This is a genomic window from Cellulomonas sp. P4_D11 (assembly GCF_056401915.1).
On record NZ_JBFUIK010000018.1, the window covers coordinates 66024 to 82632 of the forward strand.

Below are 16609 nucleotides of genomic sequence, written 5' to 3' on the forward strand. Positions count from 1 at the left end.
TACCGACCTGTGCTTAATCGTTGCCTACCGGGTGATGTATCGATACACCATCGGGGTTCGACGACGAACCGGGCGGGAGGTGCGCGATGTGGCGACGACCGATCTCAGCGCGTGCTCTCGCGCAGGACGAGCCGCGGCGTGGGCATGACGACCTGCGGCTCCACGGGGTCCGTGGCGGCGATGCGGCGCACCAGCAGCTCCACGATGGCGTCGGCCATGGCGTCGTTGTCGGGCTCGACCGACGAGAGGCGGGGCACCGAGAACTCGCTCTCGTCGACGTTGTCGAAGCCGACCACCTGCACGTCTCCGGGCACCGACCGGCCCAGGTCGGCCAGCCCGCGCAGCACGCCGAAGCCCACGACGTCGGTGACGGCCAGGATGCCGTCCACGTCCGGCCGCTCGGCCAGCAGCCGGTGCACCGCCTCGCGGGCCGCGCCCATGTCCAGCTCGTCCAGCTCGACCACCAGGGCGGGGTCGCCCACGACGCCGGCGTCCTCGTGCGCTGCGCGCCAGCCCTCGGTCCGCAGGGTCACCACGTCGTGCTCGGCACGCTCGACCGACCCGCCCACCATGGCGACGCGACGCGCACCCCGCGCGAGCAGGTGCGCGACCGCGAGCCTGGCGCCACCGACGTTGTCCATCAGCACGTGGTCGAAGCTGGCCGGGACGTCGCGCTCGCCGATCAACAGCGCGGGGCGGCCCAGCTCGATGCGGCGCAGGTCGTCCGGCGTCAGGCCGGTCACGCTCAGCACCACGCCGTCGTAGAGCTGCACGCGCTCCTTGGCCACCGAGCTGAGCTGCCGCTCGCGCAGGGCACCGGTCCGCTCCACCGCGAGGTGCATCCCGTGGCGCTCCACCCGGTCGGCGAGCCGGCGCGCCAGCTGCCCGAAGTACGGCCGCTCGAGCTCGGGCACCAGCAGCCCGATGGCGCCCGTGCGGCCCACGCGCAGGTAGCGCGCCGCGAGGTTCACCTCGTAGCCCAGCTCGTCGATCGCCTGCAGCACGCGCAGCCGCGTCGGCGCACCCACCCGGTTCCGGCCGTTCACGACGTTCGACACGGTGATCTTGGACACGCCTGCTGCCTTGGCGACGTCGTCCATGGTGACCACCCCCCCATCTTGGTGCCCCGCGAGCCCCGCGGAGTGCCAGGCATCGCCCATCTCACCCATCCGACCGAGGAGACCTCCCGATGAAGCGACGCTCCCGGATCGCAGCGGCCCTGACGGCCGTCGCGACCCTCGCCCTGACCGTCACCGCCTGCAGCGGCGGGTCCGGCGGCGACAGCGACACCCTGACCTTCCTGTCCTGGAGCGGCGAGGAGGTGATGGGCCCCGTGGTCGAGCAGTTCGAGAAGGAGCACCCCGACATCAAGGTCGAGGTCTCCTACGCGCCGCCGGTCGCCGAGTACATCCAGGCGCTGCAGACCCGCGTCCTGTCGAACACCGCGCCGGACGTCTTCCTCATCGCCGCGGAGAACAAGACCAACCTCATCGAGGGCAAGCACGTGGTCGACCTGGCCGGCGAGCCGTGGATGTCGACCATCCCCGAGTTCAACCAGAAGACCTACAGCTCGGGCGACGCGGTCTACGGCGCCTCCACCTCCACGTGGGGCGCGGGGATCATGTACAACGAGGAGCTCCTGGCCCAGGTGGGCGCCGACGGCGTCCCGACGACGTGGGACGAGTTCCTCGACCTGTGCCAGCAGCTCAAGGACGCGGGCATCACGCCGTACCTCGAGGACCTCTCGCAGATGCCGACGATCGTGTCGTCGTTCGTCGGCGCGAAGAACGCGGCCGAGGGCTTCGGCATGGACGCGGCGATCTTCGACGGCTCCTCGTCGTTCGAGGACGAGTGGACCGAGCCTCTCACTCAGTTCAACCGCCTCTACGAGGAGGGCCTGGGCGACCCGAACACGGTGGGCCTGACCGGCGACCAGGTGTTCGACGAGTTCGCCAACGGCCGCGTCGCCATGATCACGTCGGGCCCGTGGAACGTCACGCCGCTCAAGGAGGCGGCGCCGGACATGAAGTTCGCCATCGCCCCGATCCCGGCCGCGCCCGACGGTGACCCGTACCTCGCGGGGGCGGCGAGCCCCGGCTACGCCATCAACGCCAAGTCGGACAAGATCGAGCAGGCCAAGACGTTCCTGCAGTACCTGGTGAGCGCCGAGGGCGTCGAGAAGTTTCAGTCGCTCTCCGCCGACATCACGGTGACCAGCGACTTCCAGCCGACGGTGGACCCGTCGCTCGACGCCATCGTCGACGACGTCCGGGCCGGCAACGTCTACCTGCCGATGATCGCCTGGACGCGCTCGGAGGACGTGCTCAACGTCGAGGCCGTCGCGCAGATCCAGCAGATGGTGCAGGGCACGGTGACGCCCCAGCAGGCGGCCGCCGCGCTGGACCAGAAGCTCGCCACCTCCTGACGACCCGGGCCGGTGGTGCGCCACGCCGCGCACCACCGGCCCATCCCCCGGAAGGAGCTGCTGATGGCCGTCGCCACCGCACCCACCACCACCGCCGTCTCGCGCCCCGCGGCGCGCCGCGGCCGCCCCCGGACCTCCGGCTGGGGCGGACCCCGCGCGAGCCAGCTGTTCCTCGTGCCGATCGCCCTGGTGTTCGTCGTCCTGTTCCTGATCCCGCTGGGGCAGACCATCTACTGGAGCTTCACCGACTTCACGGGCTACTCCGCGGACGTGAGCTTCGTCGGGCTCGAGAACTACCGCGTGATCATGCGCGACCCGTCGATGCTCGCGGGCCTCGGCTTCACGCTCCTGTTCGCCGTCGGCACCACGGTCCTGGTCACGGCGATCGCCATCCCGCTCGCCGTGATCCTCAACAAGGCGTTCGTCGGGCGCAACTTCGTCCGCTCGGCGCTGTTCTTCCCGGCGATCCCGAGCATGGCGGTCCTCGGGCTCGTGTGGAGCTACATCCTGTCGCCCATCGCGTCGGGCGCCCTCAACACCGTCCTGAACAACCTGTTCGGCCTCGGGCCGGTGCCGTGGCTCTCCGACGCCAGCCTCGCGCGCCTGTCGGTCGTCCTCGTGGGCGTCTGGGGCGCGGCCGGCTGGCACGCCGTCCTCTACCTGGCCTACCTGCAGTCGATCCCCGCGGAGCTCTACGAGGTCGCGACGATCGACGGCGCGGGCGCGCTCGCGCAGTTCCGGCACATCACGCTGCCGCTGCTGACGCCGGGCATCGTCGTCAGCCAGTTCCTGCTGATGACCGGCGGCCTCAAGGTGTTCGACCTGCCGTACACGCTGACCAACGGCGGACCCGGGTTCGCCACGTACACGATCACCCAGTCGATCATCACGTCCGGCGTCGGGCAGGGCCGCTACGGGCTCGCGTCGGCGCTCGCCGCCCTGTTCACGCTCGCAGTGGCCGCCCTGTCGATCGGGCAGCTGGTGCTGTCCCGCCGCGTGGAGAGGAACGTGCTGTGACCCGCCTGAAGCGGACGACCCTCAGCGTCGTCATGATCGCGATCGCCTGCCTGGTCGCGCTGCCGCTCTACTACATCGTCGTCAACACGTTCAAGACGCAGGCCGAGATGGTGGCCTCACCGATCGCGCTGCCGTCGTCGCTGAACCTCCAGAACTACATCGACGTGTTCAACGAGGTGCCGCTGGCGCGGAGCTTCGCCAACACCCTGTACGTCACCGTCGTCGGCGTCCTGGTGCAGCTGCTCATCGGTGCGATGGCCGCCTACGGCATGATCATGCGCGCCACGCGGTTCAACCGGATCCTCGGGATCGTGCTGGTCCTCGCGTTCGTCGTGCCCGCGCAGTCCACGCTCATCCCGCTCTACCGGATGCTCGTCGGCGTCAACCAGGTGGACACCCTCAACGGGCTGGTCATCATGTACGCCGCCGGCGCGGTGTTCTGCTTCTTCCTCATCCAGGGGTACATGCGGACGCTGCCGTTCGAGGTGATCGAGGCCGCGATGCTCGACGGCGCGGGCGTGGTGCAGATCTTCTGGCGCATCGTGCTGCCGCTGATCCGACCCATCCTGGTGACCGTCGGTGTCTTCCAGACGATGTGGGTGTGGAACGACTTCATCCTGCCCAACGTGTTCCTGTCGTCGCCCGAGAAGCGGACGATCGTGCTGCAGGTCTACACGGCGGTCGGGGAGTTCCGGACGGACTGGCCGTCGTTCATGACCCTCAGCGTGCTCGCCCTGCTGCCCATGGTCGTGTTCTTCGTGTTCACGCAGCGGCACATCGTCTCGGGCCTGCTGGCGGGGAGCCTCAAAGGATGAGCCGCAGGATGAGCCGCACGATCCCCGCTCCCCTGTTCACCGACCCCGTGCACCACGCACCGACCGACCCCGTCGTCGTCGAGGCCCCCGACGGCACCTGGCGGATGCTCTACACCCAGCGCCGCGCGGCCGACCGGTCCGCCGGCGTGGCCTGGATGCACGGTACGGAGATCGGCCTGGCGACCTCCGACGACGGCGGCCTGACCTGGGCGTACGCCGGCGTCGTCGACGGCCTCGACCACATGCCCGGGCAGAACACGCTCTGGGCGCCCGAGGTCGTCCGCATCGGCGCCGAGTACCACATGTTCCTCACGCACGTGCCGGGCACCCCCAGCTCCTGGGACGCGCCGCGCACCATCACGCACCACACGTCGCGCGACCTGGAGGCCTGGACGTACCGCGGCACGCTGCCGCTGTCCTCCGACCGGGTCATCGACGCGTGCGTCGTCGCGCTCCCGTCCGGCGGCTTCCGCCTCTGGTACAAGGACGAGGCAGCCGGCTCGCAGCAGTGGTGCGTCGACTCCCCGGACCTGGTCACGTGGAGCACGCCGCGCCCGGTCGTCACCGAGCCGGCGGGCGAGGGCGCGAACGTCTTCCGCCTCGGCGGGTGGTGGTGGCTGCTGGTCGACGAGTGGCGCGGCCTCGGCGTCTACCGCTCGCCCGACCTCGAGACGTGGGAGCGGGACGGCCTGGTCCTGGCCGAGCCCGGCAGCCGACCGTGGGACGCCGGCACGGGCCGGCACGCGGACGTCGTCGTCGGCCGGGCCAGCAACGGCACCGAGGTCGCGTGGATCTTCTACTTCACGCACCGGGTGGAGCCAGGTCCCGACAACGTCGGATCCGCCGACGAGCTCGACCAGCACGGCGTCCCGCTCGCCCACCGCACCGACGTGCAGGTCGCCGCCGCGACGGTGGTCGACGGGCACCTGGTGTGCGATCGCGACGCCGACCCCGACCTCGACCTGCGCCGCACGGCGCCCCACCCCGACAGGAGCTCCTCCCGATGACCGACCCCGCCCTGGACGCCGCGATCGACCTCGACGTCCCCGGCCCCACCATCAGCCGCCACCTCTACGGGCAGTTCGCCGAGCACCTCGGCCGGTGCATCTACGAGGGCTTCTGGGTGGGCGAGGACTCCGACGTGCCGCACGTGGGCGGCATCCGCGCCGACGTGGTGGAGGCGCTGCGCGAGCTGGCCGTGCCGAACCTGCGCTGGCCCGGCGGCTGCTTCGCCGACGAGTACCACTGGCAGGACGGCATCGGCCCGCGCGAGCAGCGGCCCCGCATGGTGAACACCCACTGGGGGGACGTCGAGGAGAACAACCACTTCGGCACCCACGAGTTCATGGCCCTGTGCGAGCTGCTCGGCGCCGAGCCGTACGTCTCGTCCAACGTCGGCTCGGGCAGCGTCCAGGAGATGAGCGAGTGGGTCGAGTACCTCACGCGCACCGGCGACTCCCCGATGGCGCGGCTCCGTCGCGAGCACGGGCGCGACGAGCCGTGGACCGTCCGCTTCTGGGGCATCGGCAACGAGCCCTGGGGCTGCGGCGGCAACCTGCGCGCCCCGCAGTTCGCGTCGCTGGCCCGCCAGTACGCCACCTACGCGCGCGACCACGGCGACAACCGGCTGTACCGGGTGGCGGCCGGGGCCGCGGACGACGACTACGCGTGGACCGAGACGCTCATGAAGGAGGTCACCACGGGCCTGGGCGACCGCAGCCCGCGAGCGCTGTTCCAGGCGGTGTCCTTCCACTACTACACGATGTCCGGGCCGTGGTCGGCGAAGGGGTCGGCGACGTCGTTCACGGACGAGGAGTACTGGACGACCATGCGGCGCGCGCTGCACGTGCGCGAGCTCCTGGCCGGCCACGCCGCCGTCATGGACGCCTACGACCCGACCAAGCAGCTCGGCCTGGCACTCGACGAGTGGGGCACGTGGTGGGACGTCGAGCCCGGCACCAACCCGGGGTTCCTGTTCCAGCAGAACGCCCTGCGCGACGCCCTCGTCGCGTCGGTGCACCTCGACGCGTTCCACGACCACGCCGACCGGCTGCGGCTGGCGAACATCGCCCAGACCGTCAACGTCCTGCAGGCCATGGTGCTCACCGACGGCGACCGGCTCGTGCGCACGCCGACCTTCCACGTCTTCGCGATGAGCAGGGCGCACCAGGACGCCGTCGCGCTGCCGGTCCGGGCGGTCCGGCGGGCGACGCGCGAGGTGGACGGGGTGGAGATCGACACGGTCTCCGCGTCGGCGTCGACCAAGGACGGCCGCGTGCTGGTCTCGGTCACCAACCTCGACCCGGTGGACGGGGCGACCGTGCGGATCGACCTGCGCGGCCGCCCGGTCTCCGACCCGGTCGGTACGGTGCTGACCGCCGCGTCAGCGCAGGACCACAACACCGCGGACGACCCGGGGGTGGTCGCGCCGCGGCCGTTCGACGGAGTCCGCCTGACCGGCACCAGGCTGGAGCTCGACCTGCCGCCGGCCGCCTTCGTCACCGTGGACCTCACCCTGGGCTGACGTCCGGCGCCGTATCTCCCCCTCCGCGGGCCGTTCCTTCGTGCTGGCGGCCCCACCGCGGGGTCGCCGGCCCGGGCCGACCGGCGCGGGCCAATCGGAGGGGGAGCCATGGGTTTCTATGTGAAGGACCTGTACGTCCAGCGCGTACCGAAGTTCCAGTGGCACGACAAGCTGACCAACCCGCCGACGGTCCCCGAGACGTCGGCGATCATCCAGATCGCGGCACTGTCGCCGCAGATCGCCGAGGTGCAGGCGCGTGCCGGCGGCGGCGGGGGCGGCGTGTTCCTGCCGGCCGACGACAACACGGTCTACACGATCCCGTCGCACTGGACGCCGGTCATCTCGCCGGTCGGCCGGCTCAACGAGGCCGACCTGCAGATCGTCAGGGAGAGCCTCGTCGCCACGCTCAAGGCGGTCGAGCAGCAGATCGAGGGCCTCCAGGGGTCCGCGGAGGACATCGCGTACGCGGCGTCCGTCCTCAAGGGCTGACGATGCCGACCCCGCCCGGTGAGCGCCTCGCCCGGATGACCCGCACGGTGGTCGTCCGGGGAGCGGCGCTCGCCGGGTGGGTCGGTCCGGACCAGCTGGCCGCGGTGCTCTACCGGTCCGGCGGCACCGCGCCGGACCCCCGGGAGGATCCGCGCCTCGCCCGCTTCCTCGTGGACCGGGCCGAGCGGCGCGCGCCACTGGCTCACCACGACCGCTCCCGGACCGAGCACTGGAACGGGTGGACGGTGCCCGGGACGACCACCGCGACGCAGGTGCACAAGGTCTACGTCAGCCCGACCGTCCCGTGCCTGCCCACCGCCCTGCCGGTGGTCTTCGCGACCGCGGCCGCGCTCGAGGTCCCCGCGTGGAAGGTCGGCGCCGACGGCCCCGGGCTGCACCGGCCGGACAAGATCGTGCTCTACCTCCCCACTGCGCAGCGCGCCGACGAGGTCGCCACCGCGCTCGCCGAGGCCCTCGACGACCTCGACCCGCAGGGCGTCCCGTTCAGCGGCCAGGTCGGCGCGACGGGCATCGTGTCCCGCGGCCGCGACCAGGACGGCACCAGCTGGCGCGCCGTCGTGACGCACGCCGTCGCGGAGGCGCTCGTCGACCGACGCAGGTCGCTCGGCGCGGACGCCCCCGCGCCCCAGGTCGCCGACGCCGCGCTGAGCGCGCTCGCCACCGCGGGATACGACGTGGACCACTGGCGTCCCGGCGTCCGGACGCGGGTGCCGGCATGAACGACGTGCGCTACGTCCTGCACGCCGACGTCGAGGCCGTGCCGATGCCGGACCAGGACGAGGTCCTCGTCGCGCGCCGCGGCAGCCGCGTCCCGCCCCAGCTCCTGTCCGGCGACGCGATGGCCCTGCTCGAGCACTTCCGGCAGCCGTCCACTCTGGTGGACGCCGTCCTCGCGTACGCCGCCGCCGTCGGCGCCGACCCGCTGGGCACGCTCGACGAGTCGTTCGGCGTGCTCGTCGCCCTGACCCGCACCGACATCCTCGTCGCCGACGGCACCGCGACCTCGCTCCAGGACCGGCACGCGATCGGGGAGCGCGTCGGGCCGGCAACCATCACGGCGCGCATCCGGGTGCTGCGGGACAGCGAGATCTGGCGCGCGGTCCTGGCCGACGGGACGCGGGTCGTCGTCAAGGTCGTCGACGACGAGATGCAGGGACCCGGCCTCGTCGCCCGCGAGCTCGCCGCGCTCGAGCGGCTGGACGGCCCGGTCGCGCCGCGGCTCGTCTGGCACGAGCTCTCGCCGACGGGCGGCACGCTCGTGCTCGACGAGGTCGACGGCGACCCGGCGGACCTGGCCGCCCTGACGACCTCCGACCGCCGGCACCTCGTGGTCCAGGTGCTCGACGCCTACGTCGCCCTGCACGACCGCGGGGTGCTGCACGGCGACGTCCACCCGGGCAACGTGCTCGTCGGACCCGACGGCGCGGTGACCCTCATCGACTTCGGTCTCGCCTCAGCGGGTGGCGACCCACCGCCGCGACCCGCGGGCGGCGAGTACCTCGACCCGACGGCCGCCGCGGCGCTGCTGCACGGCACTCCGACCCCGGCGCTCGACGCCGCGGCCGAGCAGTACGCCGTCGCGGCGGTCGCGTTCCGGCTCCTCACCGGCGCGCCGCCGCTCGACCTCGCGTGCGAGCGCGACGAGGCCCTGTGCCGGCTGGCTGAGCACCGGCCGCGGTCGTTCGTCGCGGTGGGCGCGACCCCGTGGCCCGCCGCCGAGCGCGTCCTGCGCCGGGCGCTGTCCACCGACCCGCGGCGTCGGTACCGCTCGGTGCGCGCCCTGCGGGACGCGTTCGCCGCCGTCGAGCCCGTTCCGCCCACCCCTCGCCTCGACCTGGGCGACGCCGTGGCATCGCTCGACGTCGACGGACCGGTGTGGGCGTCGGCCGACGACGCCCGCGCGGCGCACGTCGCCTGGTTCCTCGGCCGCGTCGCCACCCTCACCGGCGACCAGCACGCCTTCGACCTCGCGTTGCTCTGGTCCGCCCGCTGCGGCCACGCCGAGCCCCCCGCTCCAGCCGCGCGCGGCCCGATCGCCCGGGCACACCGGGCGCTCGCCCGGACCGATCGGCCGTCGTCCGTGCGGATCGCCCGAGACATCGCCGCGCAGCTGCGGTCCGGACCGGACGAGCCCGTCGACGTCCTCACCGGTGGCTGGGCCGGCCTGCTCCTCGAGGTCGAGTGCCGTCGCCCTGCGCTGGCCGTCGCGCCCGGGAGCAGCGCGGAGATCAGGTCGCCGTCGGCCTGATGGGAGCCCGGAGGCCGAGCGAGCGCAGCTCGAGGGACGCGAGCGCGGTGATGACCTCAGGCTCCCCCCGACGCCACGCGTTCGCGGGGTCGTCGCTCACGCGGGCGAGCGCCCGGACCGGCTGCGTCGCGAGCGCGCGCAGGGCGAACAGGTCCAGGTCGGCCGCCGAGTCGAGGATGCCCTGCGCCGCGCGTGCGCGACTGACGAACCGGATGCGGGACCACAGCCAGACCGCGACGACGAGCAGGATCGGCACCGCGGCGATGAGGAGCCCGAGCAGCAGCGCGAGCTGGGCCACGCCCTGCTGCACCTCGACCCCCGCGTGGGCGATCGAGTCCGCCGCTCCACCGGCCGCGTCGAACGGCGTGCGGACGTCGTCGCCCACGAGCGGGACGCGCGCCACGGTGTCTCCGGCCGAGGTCAGGCCGTCCGAGAGCGACGACCCCGCGTCCTCCAGCGTGCGCCCGGGCGCGGCGAGCCGTCCGACGACCTCGTGCACCCAGAGCCCGGCGCGGACCCAGAGGACGACCCAGCAGAGGACGAGGACGTCACCGAAGAGCTGGCGGGCACGCCGCCACGGGGTCTGCGCGTAGATGGTCACGCGGGACATCCTGGCGTGCGCGGGCGCGGCACGCCGGGGGCCCAGCTCGTGGCGGCCCGGACAGCGACAGCCCGGACCCCACGACGGGGATCCGGGCTGTCGGAACGCGGTAGCGGTGGGATTTGAACCCACGGTGGACTTTCACCCACACACGCTTTCGAGGCGTGCTCCTTAGGCCGCTCGGACACGCTACCTCGGCGAGAAGGGTACCTGGTCGGAGGCCCTGCCTCCGAATCGGCGTCGTACGGTGGTCAGGTGAGCACCACCCCCGACGCCGTCCCGATGACCGCCGGCTCGCTGGCCGACGTCGTCGAGGTGCTCGCGGGCCACCGCCTGGCGGTGCTCACGGGCGCCGGGGTGTCGACGGACTCCGGCATCCCCGACTACCGCGGCCCCGACTCCCCGCCGCGCACGCCGATGACGTTCCAGCAGTTCACGGCCGACGAGGGGTTCCGCCGCCACTACTGGGCGCGCAACCACGTCGGGTGGCGGCACGTGCACCGGACGATGCCGAACGCGGGGCACCGGGCGCTCGCTGCGATGGAAGCCCGCGGGGTCGTCACCGGGCTCATCACGCAGAACGTCGACCTGCTGCACGAGGCCGCCGGCTCGCGGCACGTCATCGACCTGCACGGCCGCTACGACCGGGTCCGGTGCCTGTCCTGCGGCATCGTCATCTCGCGCGCCGAGCTGGCCGACCGGCTCGACACCCTCAACCCGGGGTTCGCCGCGGCGGTCGCGGACATCGAGATCGCGCCCGACGCCGACGCCGTCATCGAGCAGACCAGCCACTTCGTCGTCGCGGCCTGCAGCGCGTGCGGCGGGATGCTCAAGCCCGACATCGTCTACTTCGGCGAGACCGTGCCGCGCGAGCGGGTCGAGCGCGCGTACGCGATGGTCGACGCCGCCGACGCGCTGCTGGTCGCCGGGTCGTCGCTGACCGTGCAGTCGGGGCTGCGGTTCGTGCGGCACGCGGCCCAGACCGGCAAGCCGGTGGTCGTCGTGAACCGGGGTGCCACGCGCGGCGACAGGTACGCGGCCGTGACGCTCGACGCGGGCACGTCGGAGACGCTCACGGACCTGTCGGAGACGCTGCCGACCCCGCGTCAGCCGCGCTGAGCCTCGAAGAACCGGCGCAGCAGCAGGCCGCACTCCTCGGCCCGCACGCCGCCCACCACCTCGACCCGGTGGTTGAGCCGCCGGTCGCGCACCACGTCCCACTGCGACCCGCACGCGCCGGCCTTCGGGTCCCACGCCCCGAGCACCAGGCGGGGGATCCGCGCCAGCACCGTCGCACCCGCGCACATGACGCACGGCTCCAGGGTCACGACGAGGGTGCAGTCGTCCAGCCGCCACCGCCCGAGGTTCTCGGCGGCGGACCTCAGGGCGAGGATCTCCGCGTGCCCGGTCGGGTCGGCGTGCGCCTCGCGGGTGTTGCGACCGCGCCCGACCACCTCGCCGCGGGGTCCGACGACGACCGCCCCGACCGGGACGTCGTCGGTGAGCACCGCCCGGCGGGCCTCGTCGAGCGCGAGCCCCATGGCCCAGGCGTCGGCGGGCTGCCACGGACGGTCGGCGTCGGTCATGCGGGCATCATCGCGCAGGCCGCGGCGGGAGGGCAGGAGGCCGGTAGGTTGAGCGCATGCGCCTGCACGTCGCGGACCACCCCCTGGTCGCCCACAAGCTCACCGTCCTGCGCGACGAGAACACCGCGTCGCCCACCTTCCGGCTCCTGGTCGACGAGCTGGTCACCCTGCTCGCCTACGAGGCGACGCGCGAGGTGCACGTCGAGGCCGTCGACATCGTCACGCCGGTCACCGCGACCACGGGCGTGAAGCTGGCCGACCCGCGCCCGCTCGTCGTCCCCATCCTGCGCGCCGGGCTCGGCATGCTCGACGGGATGACCCGCCTGCTGCCCACTGCCGAGGTCGGCTTCCTCGGCATGCAGCGCGACGAGCAGACGCTCGAGGCCATCACCTACGCCAACCGGCTGCCCGACGACCTCTCCGGCCGGCAGTGCTTCCTGCTCGACCCGATGCTGGCCACCGGCGGCACGCTCGTCGCCGCCATCGACTTCCTGCTCGCGCGCGGCGCCCGCGACGTCACCGCGGTCTGCCTCCTGGCCGCCCCGGAGGGCCTCGCGGTGGTCGAGCAGGCGGTGGGCGACCGCGCCGACGTGTCGATCGTGGTCGCGGCCGTCGACGAGCGCCTCAACGACAAGGCGTACATCGTGCCGGGGCTCGGCGACGCGGGCGACCGCCTCTACGGCGTCGTCTGAACCGTCCCACCACCTGGGACACCGACGAATCCCCCTTGGTGTCGACGAGCGGGCGTGCGACAGTCGCCCCATGACCACGTCTGCGCAGCGCCCCGTCGCCGCGTATCCGTGCGCGTGTCATCGGTCCTGACCCACGAGGCCGACCGACCAGACCGCCGCCCGTCCCTCGGGCCGGCGGACCGCGCACCCGGAGACGTCCATGGCACTGCCCGCCCCGCTTCCCGCCCCGTTGCCCCGGCCCCAGCCCGGGCTCGTCCTCTACGTGAGCCTGCCCGCCGGTGGTTCCCACTCGCCCGGTGACCTGGCCGAGGTCGCCGAGGTGCTGCGCGAGTTCGCGACCGAGCTCCTCCCCGGCGCCGACACCTACACGGCGCTGTCCCTGGCGCCGGCGGGTTCCGACGACGTGCACCGCCTGGGCGACCGGCTGAGCCACCTGCGACTCCTCGACGTCCTCGCCGACCCGGGGGATGTCGGCTGAGGACCAGCGCTGCCGGGCCCACGCTCTGGGGGCTCCGGGCCCGGCAGCGCGCCCCCGGGTCGCCGGTCGCGACGGGCGTGCCTACCGTGGGAGGCATGCGCATCGCCATCGCCGGAGGTCACGGGCAGATCGCGCGGCTCCTGTCCCGCGCCCTGAGCGCGCGCGGGGACGTGCCCGTCGCCCTGGTCCGCCGCCTCGCCCACGTCGACGACGTGGTGGCCGACGGCGCCGAGGCAGTGGTTCTCGACCTCGAGCGCGCGAACGCCCGGGACGTGGCCGAGGCGATCGCCGGGGCGGACGCCGTCGTGTTCGCCGCGGGCGCCGGGCCCGGCAGCGGCCTCGCCCGCAAGGACACGGTCGACCGCGGGGCCGCCGCGCTGCTGGCCGACGGGGCCGAGCAGGCCGGCGTCGGGCGGTACGTGCTGATCTCGTCGATGGGCGCCGGGGCACCCCCGCCCGCGGGCACCGACGAGGTGTTCGCCGCCTACCTCGTCGCCAAGCGCGCGGCCGAGCAGGACCTGCGCGCCCGAGACCTCGACTGGACCATCCTGCGGCCCGGCGGCCTCACCGACGACCCGGCGGCGGGCACCGTGCACCTCGACCCGTCCGTCCCCCGCGGCTCCGTCCCCCGGGCGGACGTCGCAGCCGTGCTGGTCGAGCTGCTGCACGAGCCGCGGTCGGCCGGGCTCGTGCTCGAGCTCGTCGGCGGCGAGGTGCCCGTCGGGGCGGCGGTCGCCGCAGCCCTGTGATCAGCCGACGTCGGCCGCCGGCACCGTCCGCAGCGTGATCGCCCCGATCAGGTACTGGTCACCGGCTGTCGTCGCGGTCAGCGAGCTGACGTCGCACGCGAGCCGCACCTCGCGGAACGCCTTGGCATCGGTGCCCAGCGAGTTGCCCGCGCGCCACCCGGTGGCGGTCGAGTCGAAGGCGTTGGTGTCGACGCCGCTCGTGGCGTCCCAGCGGGTCGGGGTCAGTGCGCGCTTGACGGTCGCCCCGGAGCTGTTGCCGCCCAGGCAGGTGTCGCCCAGCAGGAGCCGGTCGCCGGTGCCGGTCCGGTCGCCCTCCCACGCCACCACGCCGATGCGCGCGGACGTGCCGGCCGTCGACGCGAACTCGAACGCGAGCGGCGCCAGCGACGTCCCGATCCACTGCCCACCGTCGTAGACGGTCACGGACGCGTCCGACGCCGGGTCGGCGTAGACCACGACGAGGGACCAGCCCGCGTAGTACGTCTTGTCCTTGTCCTTGGCGGTCGCGCTGACGGCGACGTCGGCGACCGACCAGTCGCCCGCACCGCCGGCCGCCACCAGCGACGTGACGTCCGAGAACGACTGGTAGTACGTACGGCCCGCGTTGTCACCCGGCTGCGCCAGGGGCGCTCCCGTGACGTCGGTGTAGGTGCCCCCGGGGCCACGCAGGCGGGCCGAGGTCAGCGGGCCGCTCCACGTGTCGCCCGCGCCGATGTTCGCCGACCAGTAGAGCCCGGCGAACACGATCTGCCGGCCGGCCGGGACGTCGAGCCGCGCGGTCGATGACACGGGGACCGTCGCGCGCGGGGTCTTGGGCGCCGGCGGTGCCTCGTCGAGCGCCATCATCGCGAACGCGTTGTTGTCCCGGTTGCCCGTGGACAGGGCCGACGCGCAGTCCGGCAGCGCGGCGTCGCAGGACAGGAGCGGCGCGCCGATCTCGGTCACGTCGGCGTGCTCGAAGCTGTCGCGGGCGGTGAGGCCTGCCGACGACGTCTGGACCGAGCGCTGCGACGTCACGGTCGCGCCGGGCGCCTCGACCACGACGGTCGCTGTGCCCTTCGCGCTGCCGGCCCACCGGACGTTGACGAGCACCTGCGTTGACCCGCCCGCCGGGATCGTCGCCAGCGCGCAGGTCACCGTGCGCCGGTCCTCGGACGCCGTGCAGCCGGGGGTCTGCGGCCCCTTGGCCTCGGGGTCCGCGCGCAGGTTCACCGGGAGCGTCAGGGTCGCCGTGGGCTCCACCGCGTCCGCGACGCTCGCGCTCACCGTGAACCGGGCCGTCCCGGTCCCGTCGGCGTTGAGCAGGATGTAGGGGTCGTACCCGTCGAGCCCGAGCACGGGGTTCAGGGCCTCGACCGCGACGTCGAGCGCGGCGGCCGGGTCGGCGTCGGGGGCCGTCGCGGACACGGTCAGCGCACCGACCGGGCCGAAGGCCGTCGGCACGGCGCGCAGGTCGACGGGCAGGTCGACGGTGGTGCCGGGATCGATCTGCGCGGTCGAGCAGACGACGGTCGAACCCTCGGTGCAGCTCCAGGCCTCGTCGGTCACGGCGGGCGAGCCGAACCCGAGGCCGTCGGGTCGCTGCAGGGTCACCTGGACGCCCACCGCCGGGAGGTCGCCGGTGTTCGAGATGCTCACCGGCACGCTGGTCGGGGTGCCCAGTGCGACCGTCGCCGTGCCGGGGCCGTTGACCGCCAGCACCGCCGGACGCTGCAGCGTGAACGGCACCGTCACGGTCTCCGGCGTCCCGCGCCCGCTCGGCGTCAGCTGGAGCACGAGAGACCGGTCGGTGACGACGTCGGTGGACCCGGCGGTGAGCAGCAGCGACAACGGCGCGTCGGCGCGCGCCCCGACCGCACCCGAACGGCAGGTCATCGGCTGCGTGCCGGTGCAGCTCCACGCTCCGGACGTCGGCGCGGCCGCGCCCGTGACCCCGTGGGGCAGCACCACGGCCACCGTCCCGGAGCCCGCGGGGATGGTGGTGCCGCCGAGGTTGGCGACCGCCAGGTCGAGCTGCCGGGTCCGCCCGCTCACCAGCGCGACGGTGGCCGGCGCGCTGCGCAGGCTCAGCCGGGCGGGCGCGGGCGCGATCACCACGCGGATGGGCGGCGCGACATAGTCGATGCCGGCGCCGAGCACGCGGAGCCCGACCTCGCCGTCCGACTGGTCGAAGGACTCGTCGATCGAGACGTGCAGCACCAGGGTCGACGTGGTCAGGCCGGGGAGCACGTCGAGCGTGCACCGCGCGACGCCCGTGCCGTCGCCCACGACGCACACCCACCCGGCCGACCCGATCACGGCGAACCGGCCCGTGGAGATGCCGGCGAACGCCGCGGCGCTGACGCCGTCCAGCGTCACGCCGGGGGGCAGGGTCACCTCGGCGACCAGGTTGGTCGCCGCGGTCTCGCCGCTGTTGCGCAGCCCGATCGTCAGCTCCTGGTCCGTCAGGCCCGCCTCGAGCATCAGCCCGTCCGGCGGCACCTCCACGGAGACCGAGGCCGGGGTCGGCTCCGCGGGCTCTTCCGGGTCCGCCGGCTGCTCCTCGTCCGTCGACGACGAGAAGGGCGCGTCGGCGGTCAGGTCGCCGTCGTCGCCGCCCGAGAGCGTCGGCTCGTCGCCGAGCAGCGTCTCCTCGGGCGCGAGCTCGGTGGGGTCCGGCGTCGGAATGTCCGTCGGCTGCGGAGTGGCCAGCGCGTCGGCGCTCGAGCTCGGGTCGGGTGACGCCGTGGGCGCCTCGCTCGACGAGGGCGTCGGGTCCGCGACCGTGGCGGAGTCGGGCGAGCCGAGCAAGGTCGCGATGCCGATGGCCGCCACGGCTGCCAGCGCGACGCTGCCCACCGCGATCGCCGCCGCCCCGAGGGGGATCGCAGCGAAGAACGCCGCCACGCCTCCCGCCGCGGCCGCCCCGCCGGCGGCCCCCGCACCGACCACGCCGACCGCTCCGGTCGCCGCAGCCGTCGCGCC

The 16609-nt window shown here is 73.7% G+C and carries 15 protein-coding genes, 1 tRNA gene and 1 pseudogene; 12 read left to right on the forward strand and 5 right to left on the reverse strand.

The window, feature by feature from the left end; translation table 11 throughout:
- Positions 1 to 104: 104 nt before the first annotated feature.
- Positions 105 to 1100 (reverse strand): LacI family DNA-binding transcriptional regulator, encoded by a 996-nt coding sequence (locus AC1DT4_RS12940; protein WP_477090215.1) that lies wholly within the window; start codon positions 1098 to 1100, stop codon positions 105 to 107.
- Positions 1101 to 1189: 89 nt separating this feature from the next.
- On the opposite strand from AC1DT4_RS12940, the gene AC1DT4_RS12945 reads away from it, so the two are divergent.
- The 8 genes from AC1DT4_RS12945 (at position 1190) to AC1DT4_RS12980 (ending at position 9539) form a co-directional block, all read left to right on the forward strand.
- The gene (locus AC1DT4_RS12945) at positions 1190 to 2425 is read left to right on the forward strand and encodes an ABC transporter substrate-binding protein (protein WP_477090201.1); all 1236 of its coding nucleotides are present in this window, start codon (positions 1190 to 1192) and stop codon (positions 2423 to 2425) included.
- A 63-nt stretch (positions 2426 to 2488) separates the two neighbouring features.
- Positions 2489 to 3442 carry a carbohydrate ABC transporter permease gene (locus AC1DT4_RS12950; RefSeq protein ID WP_477090202.1) on the forward strand — a complete coding sequence of 318 codons (954 nt, stop codon included), beginning with the start codon at positions 2489 to 2491 and terminating at the stop codon, positions 3440 to 3442.
- On the forward strand, positions 3439 to 4257 hold the full coding sequence (locus tag AC1DT4_RS12955; protein ID WP_477090203.1) for a carbohydrate ABC transporter permease: 819 nt from the start codon (positions 3439 to 3441) through the stop codon (positions 4255 to 4257). The genes AC1DT4_RS12950 and AC1DT4_RS12955 overlap by 4 nt, the downstream gene beginning before the upstream one ends.
- An 8-nt stretch (positions 4258 to 4265) precedes the next feature.
- On the forward strand, positions 4266 to 5264 hold the full coding sequence (locus tag AC1DT4_RS12960; protein WP_477090204.1) for a family 43 glycosylhydrolase: 999 nt from the start codon (positions 4266 to 4268) through the stop codon (positions 5262 to 5264).
- Positions 5261 to 6781, forward strand: coding sequence for an alpha-N-arabinofuranosidase (locus tag AC1DT4_RS12965; RefSeq protein ID WP_477090205.1), 1521 nt, complete (start codon positions 5261 to 5263; stop codon positions 6779 to 6781). The genes AC1DT4_RS12960 and AC1DT4_RS12965 overlap by 4 nt, the downstream gene beginning before the upstream one ends.
- 108 nt (positions 6782 to 6889) lie before the next feature.
- The gene (locus AC1DT4_RS12970; RefSeq protein WP_477090206.1) at positions 6890 to 7270 is read left to right on the forward strand and encodes a hypothetical protein; all 381 of its coding nucleotides are present in this window, start codon (positions 6890 to 6892) and stop codon (positions 7268 to 7270) included.
- A 2-nt stretch (positions 7271 to 7272) separates the two neighbouring features.
- Positions 7273 to 8010, forward strand: coding sequence for a hypothetical protein (locus tag AC1DT4_RS12975; protein WP_477090207.1), 738 nt, complete (start codon positions 7273 to 7275; stop codon positions 8008 to 8010).
- Complete coding sequence (locus AC1DT4_RS12980; RefSeq protein ID WP_477090208.1) at positions 8007 to 9539, forward strand: protein kinase domain-containing protein; 1533 nt, start codon at positions 8007 to 8009, stop codon at positions 9537 to 9539. The genes AC1DT4_RS12975 and AC1DT4_RS12980 overlap by 4 nt, the downstream gene beginning before the upstream one ends.
- Here AC1DT4_RS12980 and AC1DT4_RS12985 read toward each other — a convergent pair.
- A complete protein-coding gene (locus tag AC1DT4_RS12985; protein WP_477090209.1) occupies positions 9520 to 10140 on the reverse strand; it encodes a hypothetical protein in 621 nt (206 codons plus the stop codon). The two genes, AC1DT4_RS12980 and AC1DT4_RS12985, sit on opposite strands and share 20 nt — an antisense overlap.
- Before the next feature lie 107 nt (positions 10141 to 10247).
- A tRNA-Ser gene (locus AC1DT4_RS12990) sits at positions 10248 to 10334 on the reverse strand.
- Between the two features lie 88 nt (positions 10335 to 10422).
- On the opposite strand from AC1DT4_RS12990, the gene AC1DT4_RS12995 reads away from it, so the two are divergent.
- Positions 10423 to 11259 (forward strand): NAD-dependent protein deacetylase, encoded by an 837-nt coding sequence (locus tag AC1DT4_RS12995; RefSeq protein WP_477090216.1) that lies wholly within the window; start codon positions 10423 to 10425, stop codon positions 11257 to 11259.
- Here the strand turns inward: AC1DT4_RS12995 and tadA are convergent.
- A complete protein-coding gene (gene tadA / locus AC1DT4_RS13000; RefSeq protein ID WP_477090210.1) occupies positions 11247 to 11726 on the reverse strand; it encodes a tRNA adenosine(34) deaminase TadA in 480 nt (159 codons plus the stop codon). The genes AC1DT4_RS12995 and tadA overlap by 13 nt on opposite strands.
- Positions 11727 to 11782: 56 nt before the next feature.
- Here tadA and upp point away from each other — a divergent pair, with 56 nt between their 5' ends.
- From upp to AC1DT4_RS13015, 3 genes are all read left to right on the forward strand, one after another.
- Complete coding sequence (gene upp / locus AC1DT4_RS13005) at positions 11783 to 12418, forward strand: uracil phosphoribosyltransferase (RefSeq protein WP_477090211.1); 636 nt, start codon at positions 11783 to 11785, stop codon at positions 12416 to 12418.
- Positions 12419 to 12617: 199 nt separating this feature from the next.
- On the forward strand, positions 12618 to 12896 hold the full coding sequence (locus AC1DT4_RS13010) for a hypothetical protein (protein WP_477090212.1): 279 nt from the start codon (positions 12618 to 12620) through the stop codon (positions 12894 to 12896).
- Positions 12897 to 12991: 95 nt separating this feature from the next.
- A complete protein-coding gene (locus tag AC1DT4_RS13015; protein ID WP_477090213.1) occupies positions 12992 to 13645 on the forward strand; it encodes an SDR family oxidoreductase in 654 nt (217 codons plus the stop codon).
- Here AC1DT4_RS13015 and AC1DT4_RS13020 read toward each other — a convergent pair.
- A pseudogene (locus AC1DT4_RS13020) lies at positions 13646 to 16609 on the reverse strand (hypothetical protein); the annotation flags it as partial. It abuts the gene before it with no gap.